Genomic DNA, 24,025 nt, shown 5'->3' with positions numbered 1-24,025 from the left:
CGTCAGAGCGGATCCAGTTGGGCCTTGAGCAGGCAGAACTCGTTACCTTCTGGATCGGCCAGGACATGCCATTGTTCCTGCCCCGTCTGGCCGATGTCGGCCGGCCGCGCACCAAGACCCAATAGGCGTTCAAGTTCGGCTTCCTGATCGCGGTCGGTGGCGTTGACGTCGATATGCAGGCGGGGCTTACCCTTCTCCGGTTCGTCTCTGCGACTGAGGATGATCGTCGGCTGCGGACCGCCGAACCCTTCGCGCGGGCCGATCTCCAGAGAACCGTCGTGCATTCGATCGAGCACGACGAAGTCCAGGACCTCGCACCAGAACCGCCCCAGAACCTCAGGATCCCGGCAACCGAGCACCAATTCACTGATACGACATGCCATGACAACTCGCTTTCCATCCGCAAGGACAATTGTCTTTCGACCGTACCGGACCACGTGATCTACGCCATGCCGCCCTGTCCGATCCTCGGGACCTTTTCCCCTCGTCCGAGGTCGTGGCCGCCGCGATCATTGCGTTTATGTTCCACAGTCCCAAGAATTCTCGGTATTTCGTCACGTCGATGCGCACAGGCGGCCGTCGTGGTTGATCTCGCGCCCCGGCCGGTCGACGAGGTCGATATCCACGTCGGCGCAACTCCCCGGACCGCTCCGAAGGGTTCGAAACTGGTCGAGATCCTGAGGACCACCGATCACAAGATGATCGGGCTGATGTACATCGTGACATCGTTTGCCTTCTTCCTGATCGGCGGACTGATGGCGCTGCTCATGCGCATGGAATTGACTGTCCCGGGAATGCAATTCCTGTCAAACGAGCAGTACAACCAGTTGTTCACCATGCACGGCACGATCATGCTCTTGCTGTACGCGACCCCGGTCTTCTTCGGATTCGCCAACTACCTCATGCCGCTGCAGATCGGCTCGCCGGACGTGTGTTTCCCGCGGCTCAATGCGTTCAGCTACTGGTTGTATCTCTTCGGCGGCCTGATCGCCTCCGCCGGGTTCGTAACACCCGGTGGTGCAGCAGATTTCGGCTGGACCGCTTACGTGCCACTCACCAGCGAACTCCACTCCCCCGGTATGGGTGCCGACCTGTGGATCATCGGGCTTACTCTCGGCGGCGTCGGCACCATCCTCGGCGCAGTCAACATCGTTTCGACGATCGTCTGCCTACGGGCCCCCGGGATGACGATGTTCCGCATGCCGATCTTCACGTGGAATGCGCTGGTCGCCAGCATGCTGATCCTCCTCGTTTTTCCGCTGCTCGCTGCTGCCTTGATCGGGCTGTGGGTGGACCGGCACCTGGGAGCGCATTTGTTCGACCCCGCGACAGGTGGAGTCATGTTGTGGCAGCACCTGTTCTGGTTCTTCGGCCATCCCGAGGTCTACATTCTGGCGCTTCCGTTCTTTGGCATAGTCTCCGAGATCTTCCCTGTCTTCAGCCGCAAGCCGATCTTCGGATACACCGGATTGGTCTACGCAACACTGGGAATTGCAGCTCTGTCGATCGCTGTGTGGGCGCACCACATGTACGCAACCGGCGCCGTTCTCCTCCCCTACTTCTCGTTCATGACCTTCTTGATCGCAGTTCCCACCGGAGTCAAGTTCTTCAACTGGATCGGCACGATGTGGAAGGGGCAGTTGACTTTCGAGTCGCCGATGCTGTTCTCCGTCGGCTTCCTGGTCACATTCCTGTTCGGCGGACTCTCCGGCGTAATTCTCGCAAGCCCGCCCCTGGACTTTCATGTCACCGACTCGTACTTTGTTGTCGCGCATTTCCACTACGTCCTCTTCGGAACAATCGCGTTCGCGACATACGCCGGAATCTATTTCTGGTTCCCGAAAATGACCGGCCGAATGTTGGACGAGAAGCTCGCCAAGATCCATTTCTGGTTGACTCTGATCGGCTTTCACGCGACATTTCTCGTCCAGCATTGGCTCGGCGCTCAGGGTATGCCTCGGCGGTACGCGGATTACCTGCCGTCGGACAATTTCACTCTTCTCAACACGATCTCGACCGTCGGCGCGTTTGTGCTCGGAGCCTCGACGATTCCGTTCATCTGGAACGTTTTCAAGAGCTATCGGTACGGCAGGATCGTGACGGTCGACGATCCCTGGGGATTCGGAAACTCACTCGAATGGGCGACGTCCTGCCCGCCACCACGACACAACTTCACCGAACTCCCCCGAATCCGCAGTGAGCGGCCGGCATTCGAACTGCACTACCCCCACATGGTCGAGAGGATGCGCGACGAGGCGCACGTCGGACTGCTTGGTCACAAGCCGGTTTCCACGGTAAGCACAGAGGTGAAACGACATGAATGACGGCACGAAGTATCGAGCTTGGGCAGAAAGTCAGCAGGTTGAACGCCGAGCGAAACCCGGCCATCTCCTGATGCCGTTGCTCGTCCTCATGTTCGCAGTCACGACGCTCGTGTGGTTGCCCCTGACAACTGCCGCTTGCTCGATAGTAGTTGCAGGATTGCTGTTCGGCACTGTCCTGCAAGCCAGTTCGCATTCAGCAGAACCTTCGGCAGACATAACGCGAGGAGCTCGGAATGACCTCCCAACTTTCGACTGACGTCTTCACCTCGGAGTGGTCCGCAGACGGAGCGGTCGTCGTGTGCATCGATGGATCCCCGCTGCGCACCGACGTGATCACGTGGGCGGCCGAGTTCGCGCATCGCCACAGTCTCTGGATGCGAATAGTTTTCGTAGCTCCGAACTCCGCAGATCCGAACACCGGCGATCCGAATACCTCGGCATCACCGACCGGCCTGTTCATGGAAGCCATTCAGATCGCAGAGTCGGTGTCGCCAGATCTTCGGATCCGGACCGATCTGATCTCCGGGGAGAACACCGCAATCCTCACCGCGTTGACGTCCGAGGCTGCCTTGATCGTCAACCCGTTGATCGTCACACCACAGGACGATCTCACTGCACCCGCCCCGGCATGTTCATTCGCAACAGTCGGAACTTCGTGTGAAAGCCAGGCTACGGCTGATCTTCCCGTTGTCGTCGGTTTGGACGGAAGCGCCTACAGCGAAAGCGCTTTGGCCATTGCATTCAAGGAAGCCGAGGCGGCGAGCACCGAACTGGTCGTCGTGCACGCCGCCCCGCCCGAGGCCGAGCTGAGTCGAAACTTCGCAGCCGGGCACGCGCCCCAGCATTCGACGCCGCTGACGTGGCAACTGTCAGGTTGGGCCACGCTCTACCCCGGCGTCACCATCCGACAGATCGAGTACGACGGCCCCTCGGTTGCCATTCTGGAACAACTCTCCACCGAGGCACGGCTTCTCGTCGTGGGCCGGCGCGGCCGAGGTTCGTTCGACGACACCGCTCTCGGCACCACGAGCAGTGCAATGATTCGAAAAGCTCACTGCCCGGTCATCGTTGCGAGCGAAGCCTGAATTGGATCCTCGCTCGGTCAGAACCCGTAACTGTGGATGGGTGCGAGCTGACCGGCGTGGTGGGCTTCGATCACGAAACGCTCGTGGTCGACCAACTTCTCCGGGAGTTCGTCAACCGGCCACCACCGCAGATCTGCAGATCTCAACGGCTCCATCCGGCGTGGTTCACCCGACCACGTGCGGGAAACGGCGGCGCCCCGCGAGAACAAAGCTCGCGGGGCGCCGTCGGCTAATCTGCTGAATCAGTTGACGTCGAACCTGTCGAGGTCCATCACCTTGGTCCAGGCGGCAGCGAAGTCCTCGGCGAACTTCTGCTTCGCGTCTTCGCTGGCGTACACCTCGGAGAGTGCGCGCAGTTGCGAATTCGATCCGAAAACAAGGTCGACCGCAGTTGCCGTGTACTTCGGATCTCCAGTCGCCCGATCAACCCCGTCGTAGACGTTCTCTTCCGTCTTCGACGGCTTCCACTCGGTACCCATGTCGAGAAGGTTGACGAAGAAATCGTTGGTCAACGTCTCGGGACGGCCGGTGAACACCCCGTGGCCGGTCTTGCCGAAGTTCGCGTTCAGCGCGCGAAGTCCGCCGACCAGAACTGTCACCTCGGGCGGGGTCAGCGACAGCATGTACGCGCGGTCGACCAACAGAATCTCTGCCGGAATCTTCTCCCCTCCCTTGAGGTAGTTCCGGAATCCGTCGGCCCGGGGTTCGAGTACCTCGAACGAGTCGACGTCTGTCTGCTCCTGAGTCGCATCCGTACGTCCCGGCGTGAACGAGACCGTGATGTCTTGTCCGGCGTTCTTCGCGGCCTGCTCGACTGCCGCTGTACCACCCAGAACGATCAGGTCGGCAAGTGAAACCTTGGCTCCACCAGCCTGGTTGAATTCCTGCTGAACTCGCTCGAGGGTCTGAAGCACCGCGGAGAGGGTTGCGGGCTCGTTGACTTCCCAGTTCTTCTGCGGCTCCAAGCGGATTCGCGCACCGTTGGCGCCGCCGCGCATGTCAGTGCTGCGGAAGCTCGCGGCCGACGCCCACGCGGTCGATACCAACTGTGAGACGGACAGCCCGGAATCGAGAAGTCGACTCTTGAGGATCGCGATGTCCGCGTCCCCGATCAGTTGATCATCGGCCGAGGGAACGGGGTCCTGCCACAACTGCGGTTCGGGAACCCACGGTCCAAGGTAGCGCGTGACCGGTCCCATGTCGCGATGCAGGAGCTTGTACCAAGCCTTGGCGAACTCTTCAGCGAATTCTTCGGGATGATCGAGCCAACGCCGTGTGATTTTCTCGTACGTCGGATCCAGGCGTAGGGAGAGGTCGGTGGTCAGCATCGTCGGAGTACGTCCGGCCGACGAATCGAACGGATCCGGGATCGTGCCGGCCCCCGCGCCATCCTTCGGGATCCACTGCCACGCACCCGCCGGGCTCTTGGTCAGCTCCCAGTCGTATCCGTACAGAATCTCCAGGAAAGTGTTGTCCCACTTCGTCGGAGTGGGAGTCCACACGACCTCGAGACCACTGGTGATCGCGTCCTTACCCACGCCCGTACCGAAGGCGCTCTTCCAGCCCAGTCCCTGTTGCTCGACGGGTGCGCCTTCCGGTTCGGGTCCGACGAGGTCGGCCGGACCGGCACCGTGTGTCTTGCCGAAGGTGTGGCCGCCGGCGATCAGCGCGGCCGTTTCCACGTCGTTCATCGCCATGCGAGCGAAGGTTTCTCGGATGTCGCGGGCGGCCGCTACCGGGTCCGGTTGTCCGTTGGGTCCTTCGGGATTGACGTAGATCAGGCCCATCTGAACTGCGCCGAGCGGTCCGGACAGTTCACGGTCTCCGCTGTAGCGCTCGTCGCCGAGCCAGGTGTCCTCAGGACCCCAGTAGATCTCCTCGGGCTCCCAGATGTCTTCTCGGCCGAAGCCGAAGCCGAAGGTCTTGAACCCCATCGACTCCAGAGCGCAGTTGCCTGCGAACACCAGCAGGTCGGCCCAGGAAACCTGTTTTCCATACTTCTGCTTGACCGGCCAGAGCAGGCGACGTGCCTTGTCGAGGCTGGCGTTGTCCGGCCAACTGTTGAGCGGGGCGAAACGCTGAGCGCCTTGACCGCCACCGCCGCGGCCGTCTGCGATGCGATAGGTGCCGGCAGCGTGCCAGCTCATACGCACGAAGAGTCCGCCGTAGTGTCCGTAGTCGGCCGGCCACCAGTCCTGCGACGCCGTCATCAGCGCGATGACGTCGCGCTTGAGCGCCTCGACATCGAGTTTGGCGAATTCCTGGGCGTAGTCGAAGTCGGCACCCATGGGATTCGACTTCGACGAATGTGAATGCAAGACAGAGAGATCCGGCTGATTCGGCCACCAGTCCCGGTTGGTTCTCGGACGATTCCCGGTCGGTGTCGGAGACGGGATCGCGGGGTTTTCACTTTCGCTGGTGCTCGCGGTGTTTCCATCGTGAGCAACCGGGCAACTATCGGACACGGTAATCCCTCCATGAGCGAGTAGAACGGACTTCGATCACGGGTGTGATCGCAAACTCTGAGTTGTCGAACAGTCTGCACACAGGCCCCAGTAGATGACCTCGGCTTCATCGAGGACGAAGCCGTTGTGCGCCGACGGCGTCAAGCACGGTGCCTCTCCGACTGCACAGTCGACATCTGCAACGACCCCGCAGGACCGGCAGACGACGTGATGGTGGTTGTCACCGACGCGAGACTCGTACAGCGCCACCGATCCGGACGGTTGGATCCGCCTGATCAGCCCGGCGTCGGTGAGAGCGTGCAACACGTCGTAGACCGCCTGCCGCGACACCCCCGGCAGAACAGCCCGCACAGCATCGAAGACAGTCTCGGTGGCTGCGTGTGGGCGTGCATGCACAACCTCGAGCACCGTGACTCTTGGACGAGTCACGCGAAGCTCAGCGTTACGCAGTTGGGCTGCATAATCCGGCGTCGAAGGCACCTTTCCACTATTGCGCAATCTTCTGGACTGAACCCAGACTTTCGCGAAAATCCTCGCCTACGCGGATTTTCCGACCGGTTCGTCAGCGCTCCGAACAGGACGAACGGGCCCGGGAATCATGGGAGATGAACTGGGGGTATGTCTTGTTGTGCCAGTCGCAGTTCAGCGGCCGCGATGACGCCGGGGAAGTAGTAGTGCCCCTCCGGCGACTGAACAAGAGATGCAGCGTCGATACCGTCGACTTCCCATACGTCAACCGCGCCGCCGGTGTTGTTCATTCTGACAAACCAGTCCCGTTCGCCCTCGTCGCTGGCGAGGAAGCATCCCTCCTGCTCTGCTCGTAGACTTCCTGCGATTCCGCGAGCTGAGCCCATTCGACGCCAGTCCAATCCATACCGCTGGATCGACGCACGGTTCAAGGCGGAGGTGACGTGGTAGCAGGTCGACATCGTCCAAAGGTAACAATCTTCCGTTTGTTCCAACTACGGTGAAGGGGAGAATCCGCCGAGGTCAGGAGTGATCGTGCCCAAATTGGAGATCAAGAGGAAGTCACAACTCTCACGGCAGGAAGTCGCCGACCGACTCATCGCCCTCGGCCAGGCCCTCGCCAGTGGATCGGAAGTGGAACTGGGGTCGGGTGGGGACTCGATCGAAATCAGTGTTCCGGAACAGGTTCGGTGGGAACTCGAGATCGAAGTCGACGGCAACGAGGTCGAGATAGAAATCGAGATTCACTGGCGCGACGACCCTCAGGAAGAATCAGAAGAGAAGTCCCCGCCGCCCACCAAAGCAGTTCGTCGCAGCCGACCGCGCAAGAGCACTGCCAAATAGGCCAACCCGGATGCGGTTGTCAGGCAACTACGAAGACGCCGACACCTCGAGAGACACAACGCGCAGCAGTGCTCGGAGATCACTTTCGATCCGTCGAAACAGTTGATACACAACGATGAAGCCCGCGATCCCGCCCAGACACAGCGCACGGACGGTTGCGTTGAGTTCCTCCCCGGCCCCGGAACCGACAAAACTGAGTCCCGCGATTCCCACCAGTGGAACCGACGCCGCGACTGCGAGGTAACGCGTGCTGCTCCGACCCAACGAGCGAATATCGCGTCCGTCGTCGCTTCGTAACTCGCCGTGTGACAACAAGATCGGATACAGACATCGAACCGAGTAGTACGTCAGGATGAAGAACGGATACGCGACTGCGACGGCGCCGCACACTGCCAGCGACGACATCAGGTGCACGTATGCTCGTTGCGGAATACCTCCGGCGGCAATCTGCAACGCAACTGGATATGCGATACCGGCCAGGACCCACAGACCGAATGCGATCACCACCGCGCGGTGTCCGACGTTCAGCGTCGCGGTACGGGCTTTGTTCAAGACCTCCGCGCTGTACGTCTGACCGTGACGCAGTCCGTGAGGCACAGTGAGCGCAAGCCGGCACCAATACAGGATCGCCGCGGCACCGAGCGAGAACGCGGCCACCCCGATGACCAGATGAACCTGCTCGAGGTGCTGCTGAGCCTGGGGCGAGAGTCCCGAGATGATCAGCATCTTGTTGTAGTAGTAGTTGTAGCCTGCCGCCAGGAGATTCGGAATTCCGATCGCGGCCAGAAGAATCGGCAGTGCCCACTTCCACAACGTCGAACGCGGGCTCCCTTCCGGCGGGTCCACCAGGTTCCGGGCAGACCGGTCCAGACACAGTGCGAACTGACGGGCAAGCTTTCGTCCGCCAGACCACCTTCCGTCCCTCTCGGGCGAAAGAGACTTCACCAGCACTCGGCGCAGCGCCGGCGGACAGTCGTCCGGTAACCGGGCCTCGGCCGCGGGATCCACCCCACGCCGACGTGCCTCGAGCGCCTTCTTGGGCGACGGTGGGTTCTCCCCCGTGCCGTCGTCCGTGAAAGGCCTACTCCCGGTGAGGAGTTCCCACAGCATCACGCCGAGTGCATAGATGTCGCTACGGGTGTCGAGTGTGCCGGGAGACCCCACGGCACAGGCCTCCAACTGCTCTGGAGACATGTAGGCAAGCGAGCCTCCGACAAAGCAGGCAGCATCCTCGGTCGAAACCTCCTCGCTCGAACTGACGTTGAAATCGGCGAGTTTGGGAATGCCTTCGACACTGAGAAGTACGTTCGCCGGCTTGATGTCCCGATGTAGTACGCCGTGCTCACGCGCGTACTCGAGGGCGTCGGCCAGTCTCATTCCCATCCAGGCCACGGTCTCCGGCCACGACATCGCTGCGATCTCGCTCCGTAAACTCGTCTCGCTCGGTTTCATCTCCCCCTTCTTCGCCAGGGTCTGATCGATGGCGTCGAGAAGTAGTTGTCCGGACCGCTGAGCCTGCGGTGTCACGCGGACAAGTTTGACCACGTCGAGCAAGGTCCCGCCTGGCACGTATTCCATGAACAGAACTCGCAGTGCGCGTTCCTCGAGCAGCCGTTGATCGAAGACACGAACGATGTTGGGATGGTCGAGTTGGGCGAGAGTCTGCGGCTCGACCCCGACGTTGCGCGAGATTTTCAACGCAACCCACCGCTGCATCGACAGTTGCCGTGCCAGGAACACTCGGGCGAATGCACCGTGCCCGAGTTCCAACACCAGTTCGAAATCATCGAGGCGCTGCCCGATCTCGAACTCGTCGAAACCCGAGAGCCCCAACATCATCACGTCTTCGCGGCCGGCCATCGAATCACGGTCGAACAACCGCTCGAAACCCTCTGCCTGCAAAGGGAACTCGCTGAGGTACTCGGACGCTACGACGTCCTCCCCGCCCTGCTTCCGCAGCCGGAACTCCTCGTACAGAAGCTCGGCCGGTAGTGGCTCTTCGAGCAATTCCGGGTACTCGGCGCAATACTCCGTGAGTCGTTTCGGACCGTCATTCTTCAGCCAGCGGTACTCCATGTCGATTCCGACCAGTTCGATCAGCGCGCCCCGACGAATCTTGGCTGGATCGGGCAGATATTCACTCAGGTCGGACGGCGTTCGTCCCGCCTCCCAGTCCCCGACCAGGCGCCCGAGACCGTCGGCATCGTTCGATTCGCCACGTACTACTGGCAGTGCGGACAGGCGCAACTCGGTGACGGTGCCCCGTTCGGTCAGGGGCCCGCTCGCGACTGTCGCGTCACTGGCCTGCGCACCACGTTCATTCATGAGTTCTGCTCCGCACCTCGAGCACGATGAATCGAGGCGACTCATTTCAGCGTAACCCCGGCGGTACCTCTGACCCCAGCGAATCTATTCGGCGTGAACTGCCGACTTCGTGCCGATACGAACGAGTTCTTCGCGGTCACCGATCTTGACGCGTGGACGTCCGTGCTCGACACCGAGGTCCTTTTCGGCGGCATCGATACGAAGCCATCCTTCCCAATCGACGGGAAACAGATCGCCGGCCGCGAGGACCTCCTCGATCCGGCTGCGATCTGCTCGGCGCCCGCCGAACGAATCAAGTTGGCGCAGCATCGTTTCGACTGTTTGGCGGGCGTCTGGCCGCGCCGCACCGATCAGCCCCGCGGCACCGCGCTTCATCCAACCGGTCACGAACAAGCCCGCGATCGGTAGACCGCTCTCGTCGACCACCGCGCCGCTCCGGTGCGAAACTATGCCGCGCCCGTGATCGAAGGGCACCCCGGCAAGTGGCGTGCCGAGGAATCCGATTGCCCGGTACGCAGCTTGAACCGGATAGTCGGTACAGACACCCGAAGCGGTGACGTGACCGTAGCCGTCGGGGTCAGTCCGCTCGACGCGGAGTGCCTCGACTTTCCCGTTACCGAGAATCTCCACGGGCTGTCGGTAGAAGTGCAGGTGAACTCGACGCTGGGCAGTTCGGTCGGCAGGTGCAGTGCCCGCGAAACTACGGAGTGTCTCGACTGCCAGTCGGGCGTGCACCAACTGTTTTGTCATCCGCTCGATATGCCGGTCCGGCGCGACATCGGCAGCATCGACGACAACATCTACGCCGGGTAGTTCACCGAGAGCGCGCAACTCGTTCGGGGAGAATCGAGCGTCGGCGGGTCCGCGCCGGACAAAGATGTGTACTTCACGAACGCGACTGCCGGCGATCCCTTCCCGAACTTCGTCGGAGACGTCCGTGGCCTGCAGCGATTGCGCCTCTACGAGGAGCATCCGCGTGACATCGAGCGCGACATTGCCGCCGCCGATCACTGCCACCGACTCGGCGTGCAGGGGCCAATGTTGGGGGGCGTCGGGGTGATCGTTGTACCAACCGACAAAATCGGCGGCCCCGAATGAACCGGGAAGCTCGACGCCTGGAATGTCGAGTAGTGCATCCCGCGGCGCACCGGTTGCAATGATCACCGCGTCGTAGGAAGAACGTAGGTCCTCGACGGAAAGGTCCTTTCCGATCTCTACGTTGCAGAACAGCCGGAAGTCACTGGCGACCAGCGCGGTGTGCAGAGAATCGACGAACTTTTCGGACTCGGCGTGACCTGGGGCGAGACCGTAGCGCACGAGTCCGTACGGCGTCGGTAGACGCTCGAACATGTCTATCTTGGTGCCAGGAGCCAGTTCAGCGAGAGCGCCGGCAGCGTGGATTCCCGCCGGCCCCGCTCCGACGATCGAGACCCTGAGCGGTGGTGAGAGAATCCGGGGCGCCGCCGGCGGGGATACCGCTGAACCTCTAGCGTTGATCATGCCCCGAGGCTAGGACCTCAACTGCGCTGGAGATCAAGTCCGCTTTTCAGTAACCCGCTTTTCAGTAGCCCGCTTTTCAGTAGCCCTGCTCGGCCGGCTTGTGCTCGGTTGTGTAGCGGTAGAAGTCCGCCAGTTGGAGTTCACCGGCCGCTGCCTCGTCGACGACGACTGTCACGTGCGGATGCAACTGAAGTACCGATGCCGGGCAGAACGCCGACACCGGACCTTCAATCGCAGCCCGGACCGCGGGGGCTTTGCGCGCCCCCTCCGCAATCAGCACAAGATGCTTTGCATCACTGATGGTTCCGAGACCCTGCGTGATCACGTGATGCGGCACATCGGCTGGGTCTGCGAAGAACCGTGCGTTGTCGGCGCGGGTCCTCTCGGTCAAGGTCTTCACTCGGGTACGCGATGTGAGTGAGGAGGACGGCTCGTTGAAGCCGACGTGCCCGTTGAGACCGATGCCGAGAATCTGCACGTCGATGGGACCGTTGTCGACGATGGCAGCGTCGTAACGCCGTGCAGCTTCACTGGGATCCGCGGATCCCCCGTCGGGGCTGAACACTCGCGCATTGTCGATGTCGAGGTGATCGACGAGTTCCGTGCGGATAGTGTGCGCGTAGGACTGCGGCTGATCGGGCGTGAGACCTACGTACTCGTCGAGAAGATACGCGCTCATCGCCGCGAACGACACTCCCGATTCTCGATGCCGCTTGATGAGCTCCCGATACGTGTGCAGCGGTGACGATCCCGTCGCGAGGCCGAGCGTCCGGGCTCCGTTTTCGATTGCGCCGCAAACGATGTCGGCAGCGATTCGCCCGCCGTCTTCCGGACTGGGAACTATGACGATTTCCATTCAGGCTTCCTCTCTGCTCTTGCCGGCTCCGACGATGGCTTCGCGTACGGAACCCGAAGCGCGATCCAACAATTCGGTTGCTTCGGCGAAGTCGCATTCGGCCAACAACATGACGACCGCTGCCTTCACATGACCGTCGGCATTCTCGATGGTCTCCGAAGCGATCTCGGTATCCACTCCGGTGGCTGCCGCGACGATCCGGTTTGCACGATCGACCAGTTTGGCGTTGGTAGGCCGAAGGTCGACCATCAGGTTGTGAAACGCCTTGCCGGAACGGACCATGCTTGCCGTCGAAAGCATGTTGCACACCATCTTCTGTGCAGTCCCGGCCTTGAGCCTCGTCGATCCGGTGAGGATCTCGGGGCCGGTCTCCACTTCGATGGCCACTCCGGCGTGCGAACTCATTGCCGCATTTCGGTTGCACGAGACTGCCACTGTTGCGGCGCCGAGTGCGCGGGCATGATCAAGTCCCCCGATGACGTAGGGAGTACGACCACTCGCCGCCAGACCCACCACGACGTCCGTGGCGTTCAACGAGATTGCGTCGAGGTCGGCCCCAGCCGCTCGCGGATCGTCCTCTGCTCCCTCGACGGCGTTCAGAAACGCTCCCGGGCCACCGGCGATGATTCCGATCACCTCGCCTGGATCGGTCCCGAAAGTCGGAGGGCATTCCACCGCGTCGAGCACTCCCAGACGCCCACTGGTCCCAGCTCCCAGGTAGATCAGCCGACCACCTTGTGCCCGAGCGGTGACGATCGAATCGACTGCGGCTTCGATGGCCGGTAACACCGCCGCGACCGCGTCGGCCACGATTGCGTCCTGCTGGTTCATCACCGTCAGCAGATCCGACACCGACATGACGTCGAGATCGCGGGTGAGAGGGTTCGGTCTCTCGGTAGACAGCATGTCCAATTGCATTGTGGCGAGTCCTCCTCGATCAAATTTCACTACGCCGACTCCTCGTCAGTAATCACAGCGACGACTCCTCGTCAGTGACGCTTCGAAGCAATGGCATCATGACTTCGTTGCAGCGCAGACAGGGCGCTCGGCAGCGAGTGCGCGACCATCGCAAAAATTGTGTCGACTACCAACAGCTGGCCGGTGCGGCTTGCCATTGCTGCCGACCGGAAACCGAACTCTCTACCGGCAGTGAGTAGAACGTGGTGTGACTGCACAGCGAGCGTCGACCGCGCCCCGCCGGTGATCGCGGCCGTCGACGCCCCGGTACGACGGGCAAGGGCAAGCGGTTCGACCACATCAGAAGTCTCGCCGGAATGCGAGATTCCCACTGCTATGTCGTCCGGTCCGAGCAAACTGGCGCTGACCATCGCCGCGTCTCGGTCGAGATGAACCCGGCAGTTGACGTCGATCCGCGAGAGCTTCAACGTGAGGTCTTGCGCGACGATGCCTGACGCGCCGATGCCGTACACCTCGACCCGGCGGGCGGATCGAATCCGCGACACCACTTCTTCGAGTGCAACAGGGTCAGTCAATTGTGCTGTGCCCTTGAGTTGTTCGGATTCGAACTCGGCGAGTTTGGCCATGACTTCACTGGCAGAGTCGGCGGCAACGATGTCCACACCGAGTGGAATCGAATCACTTGACGCGGAACCGCTGATGGCCGCCAATGCCAGACGAAGCTGGGGATACCCCTCGAATCCGAGCCTTTTGGCTGTGCGGACCACTGTCGCCGTGCTTGTCGACGCTCGTTCGGCAAGATCGTTGACCGTCAGTGTGGACGCCAGGCTGGGGTCGGCTTCGATGATTTCGGCGATCCGCAGCTCGGCAGGTGAGAGGCTGCTCAGTGATGCGCGAATACGAGCAAGCAGGTCGACGGACGCCGGAGCACTCCGGTCCAAAGTCATAACGCCTCGATTCGCATCGTTTTCGGAGCTGACGGCACCGATGTGATTCTAGGCAGCCCACGGCTTCCTGGCGTCAAAGATCCGAGCACACTGGCGTGACGCGCACCGGTGCACGACGCAATACTGCCGGGCAATCCGTGTGCGGTGAGGAAGCCGAGAACCGCGAAAGCCAATGCTTCCTTGATGTCGGAGGTGACTCCGAGTTCGTCCGAAGAGACAAGCGCGATGTCGCCCAGTTCGTCACGGAGCATCGTCATCAACGTCGGATTCTTGGTGCCACCACCTGACACCACCACTTCGGTGGCCGCGAGTGCTTTGACGGAATCGGCGACGGTCCGGGCCGTAAGTGCAGTCAGAGTCGCGACGATGTCTGCCAGAGACAACGACTCGTAGCCCCGCAGAGCGGCGAGCAGATAGTCCCGATGAAACAATTCTTTGCCCGTGCTCTTGGGAGCGGGCTGCGTGTAATACGGTTCGCTCAGTAGATGTGCGAGCAGATCGACGTTCGGCGTGCCGGCTGCACCCAGAGCGCCACCGAGGTCGAACCACTGCTCCCCCGCAGTGAATTCGCTTACCGCCGCGTCGATCAGCGCATTTGCCGGGCCGGTGTCGAAGGCAATCGGTACTGCGGGACCATCTGCCGTCGTACCGCCGCCACCCGGAGCAGTGACGTTCGCGATGCCACCGAGATTGAGCGCGACGGAACCCGAAGTTCTTCCGTTGAGCCACAATACGTCGAACGCGCTGACCAATGGTGCACCCTGTCCACCCGTCGCCACGTCGCGAGAGCGCAGGTCCGACACGACGGTGCATCCGGTCTTCTCGGCTATCCAGGCCGGCTGCCCGAGTTGGAGAGTGCCCTTTACTTGCGCTCCTTCGACCCAGTGAAACATCGTCTGCCCATGTGAGGAGATCAATTCCGCACTGCCGCCACACAGTTCCGCGTTCGCCCGCGCAGCCACGGCCGCGAATGCCTGCCCGATCTCGGTGTCGAGTTGGCAGATCTGACCGACAGTGGTGGACGCAGGCGGTACCGCAGCGGCCACCGCTGCCCGCAACTCACCGGAATATGGTTCGCTGACCATCCCCAGTGGGGTCAGCACAAGAGTGTCCCCGTCGATCCGGATATCTGCTGCGGCAGCATCGATAGCGTCGTACGAAGTACCGGACATCAGGCCGATGACTCTCATGAAATTTCCCTTACTCGGATCGTTTCGGCATTCGGGCAAGCTGCGGTCAGTCGACGAGTGCCCGCTTGTGGGCATTTCCTCGCAAGGTACTCAAAGCGATCGCGCTGACGGCGCACGTTGCCATCACGAAGTAGGCCGGAATATCGAGATTGGAAGTTTCCTTGATCAGCCACGTGATTATCAGACCGGCGCAGCCCGAAAAGACCGCGTTGGACAGGGAGTATGCGAGTCCCAATCCGGTGTACCGGACCGAGGTGGGGAACATCTCGGAGAGCATGGCGGGTCCGGGTCCGGCGACAAGTCCCACTGCGGCGCCGGCGGCAAACACTGCAAATCCCTTGGCGGTCAGAGACGTCTGCTCATTCTGCAGGACGTTGAGCAGCGGCAACGCAAGGACCAAGATCAAAACGGTGCCGGTGAGCATGACCGCGCGTCTTCCGATGCGATCACTGAGCCCGCCCGCAAGCGGAATCGTCACTGCGAAGCCGGCATTGGCAAGTACCGAAGCAACCAGCGCCTGATGGAATGTCGCGTTGAGTGAACTCTGAAGATAAGTCGGCATCACGACGAGGAACGTGTAACCCGCCGCAGACCAACCCATCAACCGACCGATGCCGAGCAGGATCGCCCTGGCGGTCTCGCCGACAGTCGGCTGCACTACCGGCGTCGCTGCATCAACTGTCGGTTCGGACTGGACTGCGCGGGCACGCTCGAACGACGGCGTTTCTTCGAGTCGGAGCCTGAGCCACAGTGCGACCAGGCCCATCGGAAGTGCGAGGAGGAACGGGATGCGCCAGCCCCAGTCGTTGAGCTGACCGGAGTCGAGAACTGTCGCGAGGAGCGCCGCGATTCCGGCACCGGCGAGCAATCCGAGCGCGACCGTGAACGATTGCCACGACCCGTACAGTCCGCGTCGTCCCGGGGGCGCAAACTCGGTCATCACCGACACCGCGCCGCCGAACTCGCCTCCGGCCGACAGTCCCTGAAGGATCCGAAGAACCGTCAAGAGCAGCGGTGCCAGAATTCCGACGCTCTCGTAGGTGGGGAGCACACCGATCAGGGTCGTCGCACCCGACATCAGCAGAAGAACGATCACCAAGGTGGGGCGTCGGCCGATGCGGTCACCGAGTCGGCCGAACAGCGCGGCCCCCACTGGGCGGAAGAAGAAGGCCAGCGCAAACGACGCGTAGGTCTTGATCAGGCTTTCGAGGTCGCCGGAGCCGTCGGCGCTGAAGAAGTTCGACGCGATGATCGTCGCGAAGAACCCGTACACACCGAACTCGTACCACTCGATGAAATTTCCGACGGAGCCGGCGACGAGCGCCCTGCGCCGTTTGAGCTGCGCACCATCGTTCCGTGTCTGCACTGTGATGCCCATGCCGTCCTCCGTTGACGAAACCCGAATATGCAACAAAGTTTCATCTGAACGGAGTAGAAATGTCAAGAAGTTTCACAATTGGGTTTTCGTGGGTCCCCGAATCCCTACGCTCCTGCGAACGTGAATGCCTCCGCCCGTTCGAACTGGTCGGTGGAGTCTCCGGAGTAGACCGTGCTCTCGTTCGGGCCCAGCCCGAGCTTGCGGACGGGCGTCCCCTCCCCGAGATCCATCGACGCCACATCCACCCAGAACGTATTCGGGGTCATCGCGGACTCGAAGAAATAGAGCGCGCGTTTGTGATCGACCACCGTACGCCAGCGGGTCGACGAGATGTTGGGCTCGTCTGGAGTCGAAATACCCAGCGGCACCGAGACATTGCGAATGACACTGAACGTCGACGCCAACGCGGACCGCGGATCGTCCGTCTGCGGTATCGCATCCACGTAGAACGACGCGCGGGCGAATCTGTCAGCGGCACGGTTCGTTCCGGGCAGCATCACAGTCCCGTTGATCTGCTTCCAGTACTCGTTGACCGCGAGTTGCTGATCGAAGATCGGAGAATTTGTCATCACCTGGTACTCACGGCTGTGATGAATAGTCGCGCGTCCACCGACGTATTCGATGATCGCACTGTCTCCCCTGGCGTCCGAGAGTGACATGTGAAGGGTAGCGAGACGGTCTTCGCCAGGAACAGCAGCAGTCACGACGGTGAACGGTTCCGCTGCCAACACCTCGACTGCTTCCTGAACTGTCGCAAAACAATCCAGAACATACTGCGCCCACGCTGCGATGGACAGACCCGGCGTCGAGCCGTCGTATGCCGGGTACTCCGACTCGACCAACCACAAGAGATTTGCAGACAGTCCTGCCTCGTTGACCCCATCGGTTGTGCACATGTCGTAGGCCGTTGCGACAACACTTCCGTATTTCGACGTCCACTGAATCGAGTTCGGACCCGCGCAACCCTCGCGCGTCATGCCCCGCGGAAATGCCCAGAGATTGGTTCCGAGATCGACCTTCCAATCCATCGATCGAGCAGTGATCACAGTGTCGTTGGGCCCCAAGTAGACCAAGCGTGTACACATCGAAAACTATCCCTTCCTCACGGCGTGACGATATTGAAACTGGGATCGAAGGTATCCAGCAGCCCTCCCAATGTCTCCAGCGCCGATTCGTCTCCGGTGAGCGAAATCTTCCCGGCTTTGGCAAGTTCCGCAGCCGCGCCCGGTTGCAGAAGTGCGCCGATCAGTGCAGCTTTCGGCCCGGACACCGTCAGTTGCGTGTTCGACGCCGCGCCCCGGCGGGCATTGAGGACGCCGCGCCTGACCCAGGCCGTCCAGGTCTCGTCGTCGTGATCGGTGAACACGAAATCGATGTGGAGGTCGACGTCAGTTGCCTTGTCTCCGATGAGATGCACTGCTACGAAGTCGAACAAGATATCGATGGGCATCGCGAGGACGCTGTCTTCGCTCGCAGTGATGTACGGCGGGGGTTGCGAGCCCTCACGCAATTCCAACGCTGCCGAAAGGTAGATACCTCGCCACTGAGGCCCCTCGGCTTGATACCCCATCTGCTCGTAGACGTCAGCCTGAAGGTTCTTCGCCTCGGTGTTCTCCGGTTGAGCGAACACCAACTTGTGCAGGATCTCTGCCGCCCACCGGTAGTCTGCGGCGTCGAATGCTCGCTTACCCTCATCCAGGATCTTCTGCGCCCCAAGGAGATCGACGAACCTCTTCGCCGACTCGACCGGTGGATGTGGATGAAGCGTCACCGGATCGCCGTCCCACATTCCCAGTTCCTTGGTGTACACGGCACGCACGTCATGATGCAGAGTTCCGTGGTACCCGCGGTTGTGCCACTTGCGGCCGAGCTCCTCGGGTAGCTCGATCACCTCGGCGGCTTCGAGCGGCGTGTATCCCTTGTTCGCCAGCCGGAGCGCCTGGTCGTGAATGTATTTGTAGGTATCCCTTTGTGATTCGATGAAGCCAACGAGGTTCTCGTTGCCCCACACCGGCCAGGTGTGCGGTCCGTAGTGAACCGCCGCGTCGTCGCCCCACCGTTCCAAAGTCTCGTCCAGGTATCGCGCGAAATTGCGGGCATCGCGGGTACGCGCACCGCGCAGGGTCTGGATGTTGTGGAGTGAATGATTGGCGTTCTCCGCACACGTCAGTGCAGCGAGTTCGGGGATCCAGATGTGCATCTCCTCCGGAGCCTCGGTATCGGGTGCATAGAGGAATTCGAACTCCAGACCCGCAATTTCTCGCTTCGTTCCGGTTTCGGTGATGCCGTCGGTGGGGGAAATATACGAGATCTGAGGGCCTTTGGTGCTGAGCACGCCGATCCCGCACGAGACCGCCCCTTTCGGACCGAGGTCGAGCAATCCGCCGAAGGCATAGAACGACCGCCTCGCCATGGCATTGCCGGCAACAACATTCTCGCCGATTGCGAACTTGTCGAACGATGCGATCGTGCCCGGCGCGATGATCGGCACCTTTCCCGACGCAACGTCCTCGACGTCGATGATGCCTTTGACTCCGCCGTAGTGGTCGATATGGGTGTGCGTGTAGATGATCGCTGCAACCGGCTTGTCGCTGACGTGCTCGCGAATCATCTTCATGCCCTGGCGCGCTGATTCGACTCCCGCCATGCAGTCGATGATGATCAGGCCTTCATCACCCTCGACGACCGTCAGGTTTGCGATGTCGTTGTTCCTCACCTGGTAGAGGCGATCCGTCACCTGGTAGAGCCCACCCCGGCGAATTACCTGACTCTGGCGCCACAAACTGGGATTGACGGTGTCCGGCGCCGGAACGTCGTCACCGATGTACGCCAATGCCTCGGGGTCGAAGACCACATGCCCGTCGTCGCCGAGAACATTGCCAGGCAACGGTGCGATCAAGCCACGATCCGCGTCGACAAAATCTTGCCGGTCATCCATGGCGTACCGCGTGACCGCTTCGCGGTTCACCGCCACGGTGGCCGGTGTTGCGTCCTTAGGTGTCTGGCACATGGCTCTCCCCGCTCGGATACGACGATCAGATACCCCATAATCTCTATCCGGCGGCAGCGGCGTTGGAATCACCCGCGCAGGGTGAACTCACGCTCCTCACCCCTTCGTCTTCTCGGAACCTCCCGACGCCAGGGCGATGACAAGAACCACGAGCCCACAGGCGACAACAAGGATCCAACCCGCTCTCGATGCCTCGGCGATGTCTGATTGTGCGCTGCCTGCGATCATGCCGCCGGCCAGCGCCACACCGAGAGCAGCGCCGAACTGCCTTGCACTGGAGGTGATCCCGCCGGCAAGGCCTGCCTGCGATCTCGGTAGTCCGTTGACGGCGGTGTTGGTGATCGGAGCATTCGAGAAACCGAAGCCGATACCGAGGAACAGGTACGCGACGAGCAACGTCGAAGTGCCTGTGCTGTTGTCGAGAGAGACCAGGCACAGTCCGCCGAGCGCGGTGAAGCTTCCGGCGATCAGCAACGGCAATCGTGCACCGAAGCGCCCGACGAGAATCCCCGACAACGGCGCACAGATGGTTGCCGCGACTGCCATCGGTAGTGTCATCGCGCCCGCGGCGGCGGGAGTCATTTCACGCGCCTGTTGAAGGTAGAAGGTGCCCAGAAGCAGCGTCGCGTTGAGTGCCACGAACACCACGATCGCGCCGAGGACTGCCGCGGTGAACGGCCGGTGCCGAAACAGCGAGGGGTCCATGAGCGGCTCGCTCTTTCTCGATTCGACGCGGACGAACGCTGCCAGCGCGGCAGCGACGGCGACGTAACCCGCGATTGCACCGGAGGCCAGCCACCCGATTCGTGGGCCTTCGATGAGCAGCGCCACGGATCCGCCCACGACGACCATCAGAAGCACCTGCCCCGGTAAGTCGAGACGTCGAGGTTGTTCAGCCCGGGACTGCGGTACGAACACCGCGGTCAGCACAAGAACGACTGCGATGACGGGCACGTTGATCCAGAAAACGGATCTCCAACCGAAGCTCTCGATGAGGACTCCGCCGACTATCGGTCCTGCTGCCATGCTCAGACCGAAGACCGCAGCCCACACGCCGATCGCCTTGGCTCGCTCCTTCGGGTCGGTCATCACGTTGACGACGATCGCCAGGGCCACCGGACTGAGCATCGACCCACCGACTCCCTGCGCGATCCTCGCCGCAATCAGAACTCCCACCGACGGGGCCAGCGCGCAGACGATCGACGCCACCCCGAAAACGACCAGCCCGATCTGGAAGATCCGCCTTCTACCGAACCTGTCGGCCAGGGCGCCGGACGAGATCAGCAAGCTCGCCAAGACGAGCGTGTACGCGTTGACGATCCATTCGAGACCAACGGTTCCGACGCCGAATCCCTCCCCGATCGCGGGGAGAGCGACGTTGACGATGGTCGTGTCCAACCCGACGACGAACAAGCTCGTGCAGCAGATGGCCAGAATGCCCCACCGGCGGCGTGCGTCAAGTCCGATCACTTGCGGTTCGTCGATCCCGCTCGAAGGTTTCATCTCGGACTCCATCTCTCGAAGTGTTCTGCCGTGCCCGCCAGTCGAAAGGATCGTCGCAACCCGGCCCGCGAAGCCGGTAAGAAATTTGCAGAAACTGCAAAGATGAGCGCATGGACGCCGAACTCGAGCAGTTGCTTACCGATATCGGGCCGAGACTGCGAACGCTTCGTCGGGATCGCGATTTGACCCTCGAGGCCCTGTCCGACGCCACCGGCATCTCCGTCAGCGCACTGTCGCGACTCGAATCGGGTAAGCGTCGTCCCACCCTCGATCTGCTGTTACCGCTCGCGCGTGCTCACCAGGTCGCGCTGGACCAACTCGTCGGCGCTCCCGCCACGGGCGATCCTCGGGTCCATCTCACCCCGAGTCGACGCAAGAACGGCAGTGCCGTCGTTCCGTTGACGCGCTATCCGGGCCGGGTGCAGGTCTTCAAACAGGTGATCGGTCCACGTCCACCGAAGCTCGTCACCCACGCCGGCTACGAATGGCTCTACGTCCTCGCTGGGGATCTGCGTCTCATTCTGGGTACGAACGAGGTTGTCCTGCACCCCGGTGAGGTCGCGGAGTTCGACACGTCCGAGCCGCATTGGTTCGGGCCCGCCGACAACCAGATAGTGGAGATCTTGCATCTGTTCGGCCCGCAAGGCGAGAAGGCCCACGTGCGAACGAAGGCAAGAACTGCTGCTGCGCATGACGCAGTTCCCGAAAGTTAGACCACTGCATGCGTTTTCAGTCGGTTCGACAGTGTATGAGCGTACTCGAGAAGTAGCGTTCCCAACTCGGCATGACGCGTGGGCCGAAAGCGAGTTTCCACTCCGGTCAGGCTCAGCGCCCAGTCCGGGCGCCCGTTGCGGTCGAACACCGCGGCACCCATCCCCCAGCTTCCCTCGACGATGAGGGCTGGATTGACGGCATAGCCGGTGACACGCGTCGACTCGATTCGCTCGCGGATTGATGCCTCACTGTGGATCTCACCCCATTCCGACTCCAGATTCACTCGGGCGAAATAGTCGTCGACGTCCCGCGTCGGTAGGTGACTCAAGATGGCAAGCCCCGCCGACGCGACCCCCAACGGGAATCGCTTCCCCTCGTGCAGCACGTGAGATCGCAGCGGAAAACTGCCTTCCTGACTCAAGATGCAGACGGTCTCGTCGCCGCGACGTGCCGAGAGGAATGCACTCTCCCCCGTGACCCGGGCGAGGTCGTCGATGATGTCGCGAGCGCGGTCGGTGATGTCGTACCGATTTCCGGCCGCGGCGCCCAGGAGGTACAACTCCGGGCCGAGAGACCACCGACCGGTTCGTGCGTCACGGTCGACCAGTCCTTCGGCAGCCAAAGACGTGAGCAGTCGGTGCGCGGTGGGCCGAGCGAGGCCGGTGACCTTGCCCAATTCAGTGGTGGAAATGCCCGTTGGCTCAGAGGCGCCGAGGGCTCGCAGAAGTGCCGCCACCCGCGCGACCATGGCCGGTGATTGCTCGTGAGTAGGCATGAGTTCATCCTAGCGTCCATTCAGTGAACGAATTTTCTTCAGATGGTCAGCAGTCGATCAGTTCTGTGTTGATATTCAAGATCCCTTGAACCTGTGAACTGGAGATAGTTCACTGGATAGCGAAGTGAGTGAGTGTCTACTCAATGAACGCTTGGCAGGGAGAAAACATGACAGCAAAGGTGTACGAGTCCGCGGCGGACGCGGTCGCCGACATCGTCGACGGAGCAACGCTGGCCGTCGGCGGATTCGGTTTGTGCGGCATCCCCGACGTATTGATCGACGCGATCGCAGCAACGAGTGCAACCGACCTCGAGGTGTTCTCCAACAACTGCGGCGTCGACGATCACGGTCTCGGAATCTTGCTGAGCGCCGGACGTATCCGACGGGTGACCGCGTCGTACGTCGGTGAGAACAAGGAGTTCGCCCGGCAGTACCTGGCCGGCGAACTCGAAGTGGAACTGACGCCGCAGGGCACGCTCGCCGAGCGTCTGCGCGCCGGCGGAACCGGAATCCCCGCATTCTTCACACCGGCCGGAGTGGGTAGCCCCATCTCCGACGGCGGAATGCCCTGGCGCTACGACGCCGACGGCTCGATCGCTATTGCATCGCCTCCGAAGGAGACTCGCGTCTTCGGAACCAAGCGTTACGTGATGGAAGAGGCGATCAACGCCGACTACGCACTCGTGCACGCTGTTCTCGGTGACACCGACGGCAACCTCGTGTTCGACAAGACCGCAATGAACTTCAACCCGCTCGCCGCGATGGCGGGACGGGTCACCATTGCTCAGGTGGAACGTCTGGTCGAGCCCGGTGAAATCGACCCGGCATCGGTACACCTGCCCGGAGTCTTCGTGCAGAGAATTGTGCACACCGGCCCTCAGAACAAGCGAATCGAAAAGCGAACCGTCAGCGCTTCGGAAGGAACCTCACGATGACCGCACCAGTGACAGTGACGGGTTGGACGCGCCAGCAGATGGCAGCGCGGGCGGCTGCAGAGATGATCGACGGCGAGTACGTCAATCTCGGAATCGGTCTTCCCACACTGATTCCCGGATACCTGGGGTCGGACGTTCGTGTGGTCCTGCACTCGGAGAACGGAATTCTCGGTACCGGACCGTATCCCACCGAGGACAACGTCGATCCTGACCTCATCAACGCCGGCAAGGAGACCGTGACCGTCAATCCCGGTGCGGCATATTTTGATTCGGCCCTCTCGTTCGGGATGATCCGCGGCGGCCACATCGACACCGCCGTTCTCGGCGGCATGCAGGTGTCGAAGACGGGTGACCTCGCAAACTGGATGGTCCCCGGCAAGATGGTCAAGGGCATGGGCGGCGCAATGGACCTCGTCCACGGTGCCCGGCGTGTCATCGTCGTCATGGAGCACAACGACCGCGACGGCAACCCCAAGATCGTCGACGCATGCACCCTGCCCCTGACCGGCCAGGGCGTGGTGAATCGGATCATCACCAACCTCGCCGTCATCGATGTGAGCGACGAAGGCCCACTCGTCCTGCGTGAACTCGCCCCCGATGTCAGCGTCGAAGACGTTGTCGCCGCGACCGGCACCGAACTGAAAGTTGAACTGACATGACCGACACGACCACTGTGATTGTTGCGGGAGCTCGTACCCCGATGGGTCGACTCCTCGGATCGTTGAAAGACCTCTCCGGGTCCGACCTCGGCGGCATCGCCATCAAAGGCGCCCTCGACAAGTCCGGAGT

The 24,025-nt window shown here is 61.7% G+C and carries 23 protein-coding genes; 7 read left to right on the top strand and 16 right to left on the bottom strand.

What is annotated here, in order from left to right:
• Positions 1-2 precede the first annotated feature (2 nt).
• Positions 3-383 carry a VOC family protein gene (locus AC3WQS_RS25460; RefSeq protein WP_020906510.1) on the bottom strand — a complete coding sequence of 127 codons (381 nt, stop codon included), beginning with the start codon at positions 381-383 and terminating at the stop codon, positions 3-5.
• A 198-nt stretch (positions 384-581) separates the two neighbouring features.
• On the opposite strand from AC3WQS_RS25460, the gene ctaD reads away from it, so the two are divergent.
• Positions 582-2,324 carry an aa3-type cytochrome oxidase subunit I gene (gene ctaD, locus AC3WQS_RS25455; protein ID WP_020906509.1) on the top strand — a complete coding sequence of 581 codons (1,743 nt, stop codon included), beginning with the start codon at positions 582-584 and terminating at the stop codon, positions 2,322-2,324.
• A 233-nt stretch (positions 2,325-2,557) separates the two neighbouring features.
• Complete coding sequence (locus AC3WQS_RS25450; RefSeq protein WP_046378072.1) at positions 2,558-3,409, top strand: universal stress protein; 852 nt, start codon at positions 2,558-2,560, stop codon at positions 3,407-3,409.
• A 17-nt stretch (positions 3,410-3,426) separates the two neighbouring features.
• Here the strand turns inward: AC3WQS_RS25450 and AC3WQS_RS25445 are convergent, their stop codons facing one another.
• From AC3WQS_RS25445 to AC3WQS_RS25430, 4 genes are all read right to left on the bottom strand, one after another.
• Positions 3,427-3,564, bottom strand: a complete 138-nt coding sequence (locus AC3WQS_RS25445) for an NUDIX hydrolase (protein WP_257209879.1) — start codon at positions 3,562-3,564, stop codon at positions 3,427-3,429.
• 87 nt (positions 3,565-3,651) lie between these two features.
• Positions 3,652-5,874, bottom strand: a complete 2,223-nt coding sequence (katG, locus tag AC3WQS_RS25440; RefSeq protein WP_046378071.1) for a catalase/peroxidase HPI — start codon at positions 5,872-5,874, stop codon at positions 3,652-3,654.
• A 36-nt stretch (positions 5,875-5,910) separates the two neighbouring features.
• The gene (locus tag AC3WQS_RS25435) at positions 5,911-6,354 is read right to left on the bottom strand and encodes a Fur family transcriptional regulator (RefSeq protein ID WP_020906505.1); all 444 of its coding nucleotides are present in this window, start codon (positions 6,352-6,354) and stop codon (positions 5,911-5,913) included.
• Positions 6,355-6,470: 116 nt separating this feature from the next.
• Entirely contained in the window at positions 6,471-6,803 is a 333-nt protein-coding gene (locus tag AC3WQS_RS25430) for a hypothetical protein (protein ID WP_046378070.1), read from the bottom strand.
• A 73-nt stretch (positions 6,804-6,876) separates the two neighbouring features.
• On the opposite strand from AC3WQS_RS25430, the gene AC3WQS_RS25425 reads away from it, so the two are divergent.
• Positions 6,877-7,185 (top strand): amphi-Trp domain-containing protein, encoded by a 309-nt coding sequence (locus AC3WQS_RS25425; protein WP_024487387.1) that lies wholly within the window; start codon positions 6,877-6,879, stop codon positions 7,183-7,185.
• 27 nt (positions 7,186-7,212) lie between these two features.
• On the opposite strand, the gene AC3WQS_RS25420 is transcribed toward AC3WQS_RS25425, so the two are convergent.
• The 10 genes from AC3WQS_RS25420 to AC3WQS_RS25375 all read right to left on the bottom strand — a co-directional run bounded on the left by AC3WQS_RS25420 (position 7,213) and on the right by AC3WQS_RS25375 (position 20,812).
• Entirely contained in the window at positions 7,213-9,510 is a 2,298-nt protein-coding gene (locus AC3WQS_RS25420; RefSeq protein WP_492713200.1) for a serine/threonine-protein kinase, read from the bottom strand.
• A gap of 84 nt (positions 9,511-9,594) precedes the next feature.
• The gene (locus AC3WQS_RS25415) at positions 9,595-11,010 is read right to left on the bottom strand and encodes an FAD-dependent oxidoreductase (protein ID WP_046378068.1); all 1,416 of its coding nucleotides are present in this window, start codon (positions 11,008-11,010) and stop codon (positions 9,595-9,597) included.
• A 76-nt stretch (positions 11,011-11,086) separates the two neighbouring features.
• Complete coding sequence (nagB, locus tag AC3WQS_RS25410; RefSeq protein WP_046378067.1) at positions 11,087-11,866, bottom strand: glucosamine-6-phosphate deaminase; 780 nt, start codon at positions 11,864-11,866, stop codon at positions 11,087-11,089.
• Positions 11,867-12,784: an N-acetylmuramic acid 6-phosphate etherase gene (murQ, locus tag AC3WQS_RS25405; protein WP_020968668.1), complete on the bottom strand. Its 918-nt coding sequence runs from the start codon at positions 12,782-12,784 to the stop codon at positions 11,867-11,869.
• 71 nt (positions 12,785-12,855) lie between these two features.
• Positions 12,856-13,731: a MurR/RpiR family transcriptional regulator gene (locus AC3WQS_RS25400; protein ID WP_042950990.1), complete on the bottom strand. Its 876-nt coding sequence runs from the start codon at positions 13,729-13,731 to the stop codon at positions 12,856-12,858.
• On the bottom strand, positions 13,728-14,921 hold the full coding sequence (locus AC3WQS_RS25395; protein ID WP_492713201.1) for an anhydro-N-acetylmuramic acid kinase: 1,194 nt from the start codon (positions 14,919-14,921) through the stop codon (positions 13,728-13,730). Before AC3WQS_RS25395 ends, AC3WQS_RS25400 begins: the two co-directional genes overlap by 4 nt.
• A 46-nt stretch (positions 14,922-14,967) precedes the next feature.
• Positions 14,968-16,299, bottom strand: a complete 1,332-nt coding sequence (locus AC3WQS_RS25390; RefSeq protein WP_019747533.1) for an MFS transporter — start codon at positions 16,297-16,299, stop codon at positions 14,968-14,970.
• Positions 16,300-16,403: 104 nt separating this feature from the next.
• Positions 16,404-17,384, bottom strand: a complete 981-nt coding sequence (locus AC3WQS_RS25385; protein ID WP_019747534.1) for a linear amide C-N hydrolase — start codon at positions 17,382-17,384, stop codon at positions 16,404-16,406.
• A gap of 17 nt (positions 17,385-17,401) precedes the next feature.
• Positions 17,402-19,309 (bottom strand): alkyl/aryl-sulfatase, encoded by a 1,908-nt coding sequence (locus AC3WQS_RS25380; RefSeq protein WP_046378066.1) that lies wholly within the window; start codon positions 19,307-19,309, stop codon positions 17,402-17,404.
• Positions 19,310-19,405: 96 nt separating this feature from the next.
• Entirely contained in the window at positions 19,406-20,812 is a 1,407-nt protein-coding gene (locus tag AC3WQS_RS25375) for an MFS transporter (RefSeq protein WP_070385427.1), read from the bottom strand.
• A gap of 110 nt (positions 20,813-20,922) precedes the next feature.
• Between AC3WQS_RS25375 and AC3WQS_RS25370 the strand changes: the two genes are divergently transcribed.
• Complete coding sequence (locus tag AC3WQS_RS25370) at positions 20,923-21,525, top strand: helix-turn-helix domain-containing protein (RefSeq protein WP_492713202.1); 603 nt, start codon at positions 20,923-20,925, stop codon at positions 21,523-21,525.
• Here the strand turns inward: AC3WQS_RS25370 and AC3WQS_RS25365 are convergent.
• Positions 21,522-22,301 carry an IclR family transcriptional regulator gene (locus AC3WQS_RS25365; RefSeq protein ID WP_030535888.1) on the bottom strand — a complete coding sequence of 260 codons (780 nt, stop codon included), beginning with the start codon at positions 22,299-22,301 and terminating at the stop codon, positions 21,522-21,524. The genes AC3WQS_RS25370 and AC3WQS_RS25365 overlap by 4 nt on opposite strands.
• Before the next feature lie 167 nt (positions 22,302-22,468).
• Here AC3WQS_RS25365 and AC3WQS_RS25360 point away from each other — a divergent pair, with 167 nt between their 5' ends.
• The 3 genes from AC3WQS_RS25360 to AC3WQS_RS25350 form a co-directional block, all read left to right on the top strand.
• Positions 22,469-23,236: a CoA transferase subunit A gene (locus tag AC3WQS_RS25360; protein WP_153211317.1), complete on the top strand. Its 768-nt coding sequence runs from the start codon at positions 22,469-22,471 to the stop codon at positions 23,234-23,236.
• Positions 23,233-23,895: a 3-oxoacid CoA-transferase subunit B gene (locus AC3WQS_RS25355; protein WP_492713203.1), complete on the top strand. Its 663-nt coding sequence runs from the start codon at positions 23,233-23,235 to the stop codon at positions 23,893-23,895. Before AC3WQS_RS25360 ends, AC3WQS_RS25355 begins: the two co-directional genes overlap by 4 nt.
• A partial coding sequence (locus tag AC3WQS_RS25350) for a thiolase family protein (RefSeq protein ID WP_455769918.1) occupies positions 23,892-24,025 on the top strand: 134 nt, incomplete at its 3' end. The genes AC3WQS_RS25355 and AC3WQS_RS25350, both read left to right, overlap by 4 nt.

This window comes from Rhodococcus sp. FW305-130 (assembly GCF_058788335.1).
This window is presented reverse-complemented; position numbering and strand designations above follow the sequence as displayed.

Bases quoted from the DNA above. Each gene is read 5' to 3' on its own strand.
- AC3WQS_RS25445 (WP_257209879.1), bottom strand. From the start codon at position 3,564: ATGGAGCCGTTGAGATCTGCAGATCTGCGGTGGTGGCCGGTTGACGAA.
- AC3WQS_RS25400 (WP_042950990.1), bottom strand. From the start codon at position 13,731: ATGACTTTGGACCGGAGTGCTCCGGCGTCCGTCGACCTGCTTGCTCGT.
- AC3WQS_RS25420 (WP_492713200.1), bottom strand. From the start codon at position 9,510: ATGAATGAACGTGGTGCGCAGGCCAGTGACGCGACAGTCGCGAGCGGG.
- AC3WQS_RS25360 (WP_153211317.1), top strand. From the start codon at position 22,469: ATGACAGCAAAGGTGTACGAGTCCGCGGCGGACGCGGTCGCCGACATC.
- AC3WQS_RS25390 (WP_019747533.1), bottom strand. From the start codon at position 16,299: ATGGGCATCACAGTGCAGACACGGAACGATGGTGCGCAGCTCAAACGG.
- AC3WQS_RS25395 (WP_492713201.1), bottom strand. From the start codon at position 14,921: ATGAGAGTCATCGGCCTGATGTCCGGTACTTCGTACGACGCTATCGAT.
- AC3WQS_RS25450 (WP_046378072.1), top strand. From the start codon at position 2,558: ATGACCTCCCAACTTTCGACTGACGTCTTCACCTCGGAGTGGTCCGCA.
- AC3WQS_RS25385 (WP_019747534.1), bottom strand. From the start codon at position 17,384: ATGTGTACACGCTTGGTCTACTTGGGGCCCAACGACACTGTGATCACT.
- nagB (WP_046378067.1), bottom strand. From the start codon at position 11,866: ATGGAAATCGTCATAGTTCCCAGTCCGGAAGACGGCGGGCGAATCGCT.
- AC3WQS_RS25415 (WP_046378068.1), bottom strand. From the start codon at position 11,010: ATGATCAACGCTAGAGGTTCAGCGGTATCCCCGCCGGCGGCGCCCCGG.
- AC3WQS_RS25380 (WP_046378066.1), bottom strand. From the start codon at position 19,309: ATGTGCCAGACACCTAAGGACGCAACACCGGCCACCGTGGCGGTGAAC.
- AC3WQS_RS25370 (WP_492713202.1), top strand. From the start codon at position 20,923: ATGGACGCCGAACTCGAGCAGTTGCTTACCGATATCGGGCCGAGACTG.
- AC3WQS_RS25375 (WP_070385427.1), bottom strand. From the start codon at position 20,812: ATGAAACCTTCGAGCGGGATCGACGAACCGCAAGTGATCGGACTTGAC.
- AC3WQS_RS25355 (WP_492713203.1), top strand. From the start codon at position 23,233: ATGACCGCACCAGTGACAGTGACGGGTTGGACGCGCCAGCAGATGGCA.
- murQ (WP_020968668.1), bottom strand. From the start codon at position 12,784: ATGCAATTGGACATGCTGTCTACCGAGAGACCGAACCCTCTCACCCGC.
- AC3WQS_RS25430 (WP_046378070.1), bottom strand. From the start codon at position 6,803: ATGTCGACCTGCTACCACGTCACCTCCGCCTTGAACCGTGCGTCGATC.
- AC3WQS_RS25460 (WP_020906510.1), bottom strand. From the start codon at position 383: ATGGCATGTCGTATCAGTGAATTGGTGCTCGGTTGCCGGGATCCTGAG.
- AC3WQS_RS25365 (WP_030535888.1), bottom strand. From the start codon at position 22,301: ATGCCTACTCACGAGCAATCACCGGCCATGGTCGCGCGGGTGGCGGCA.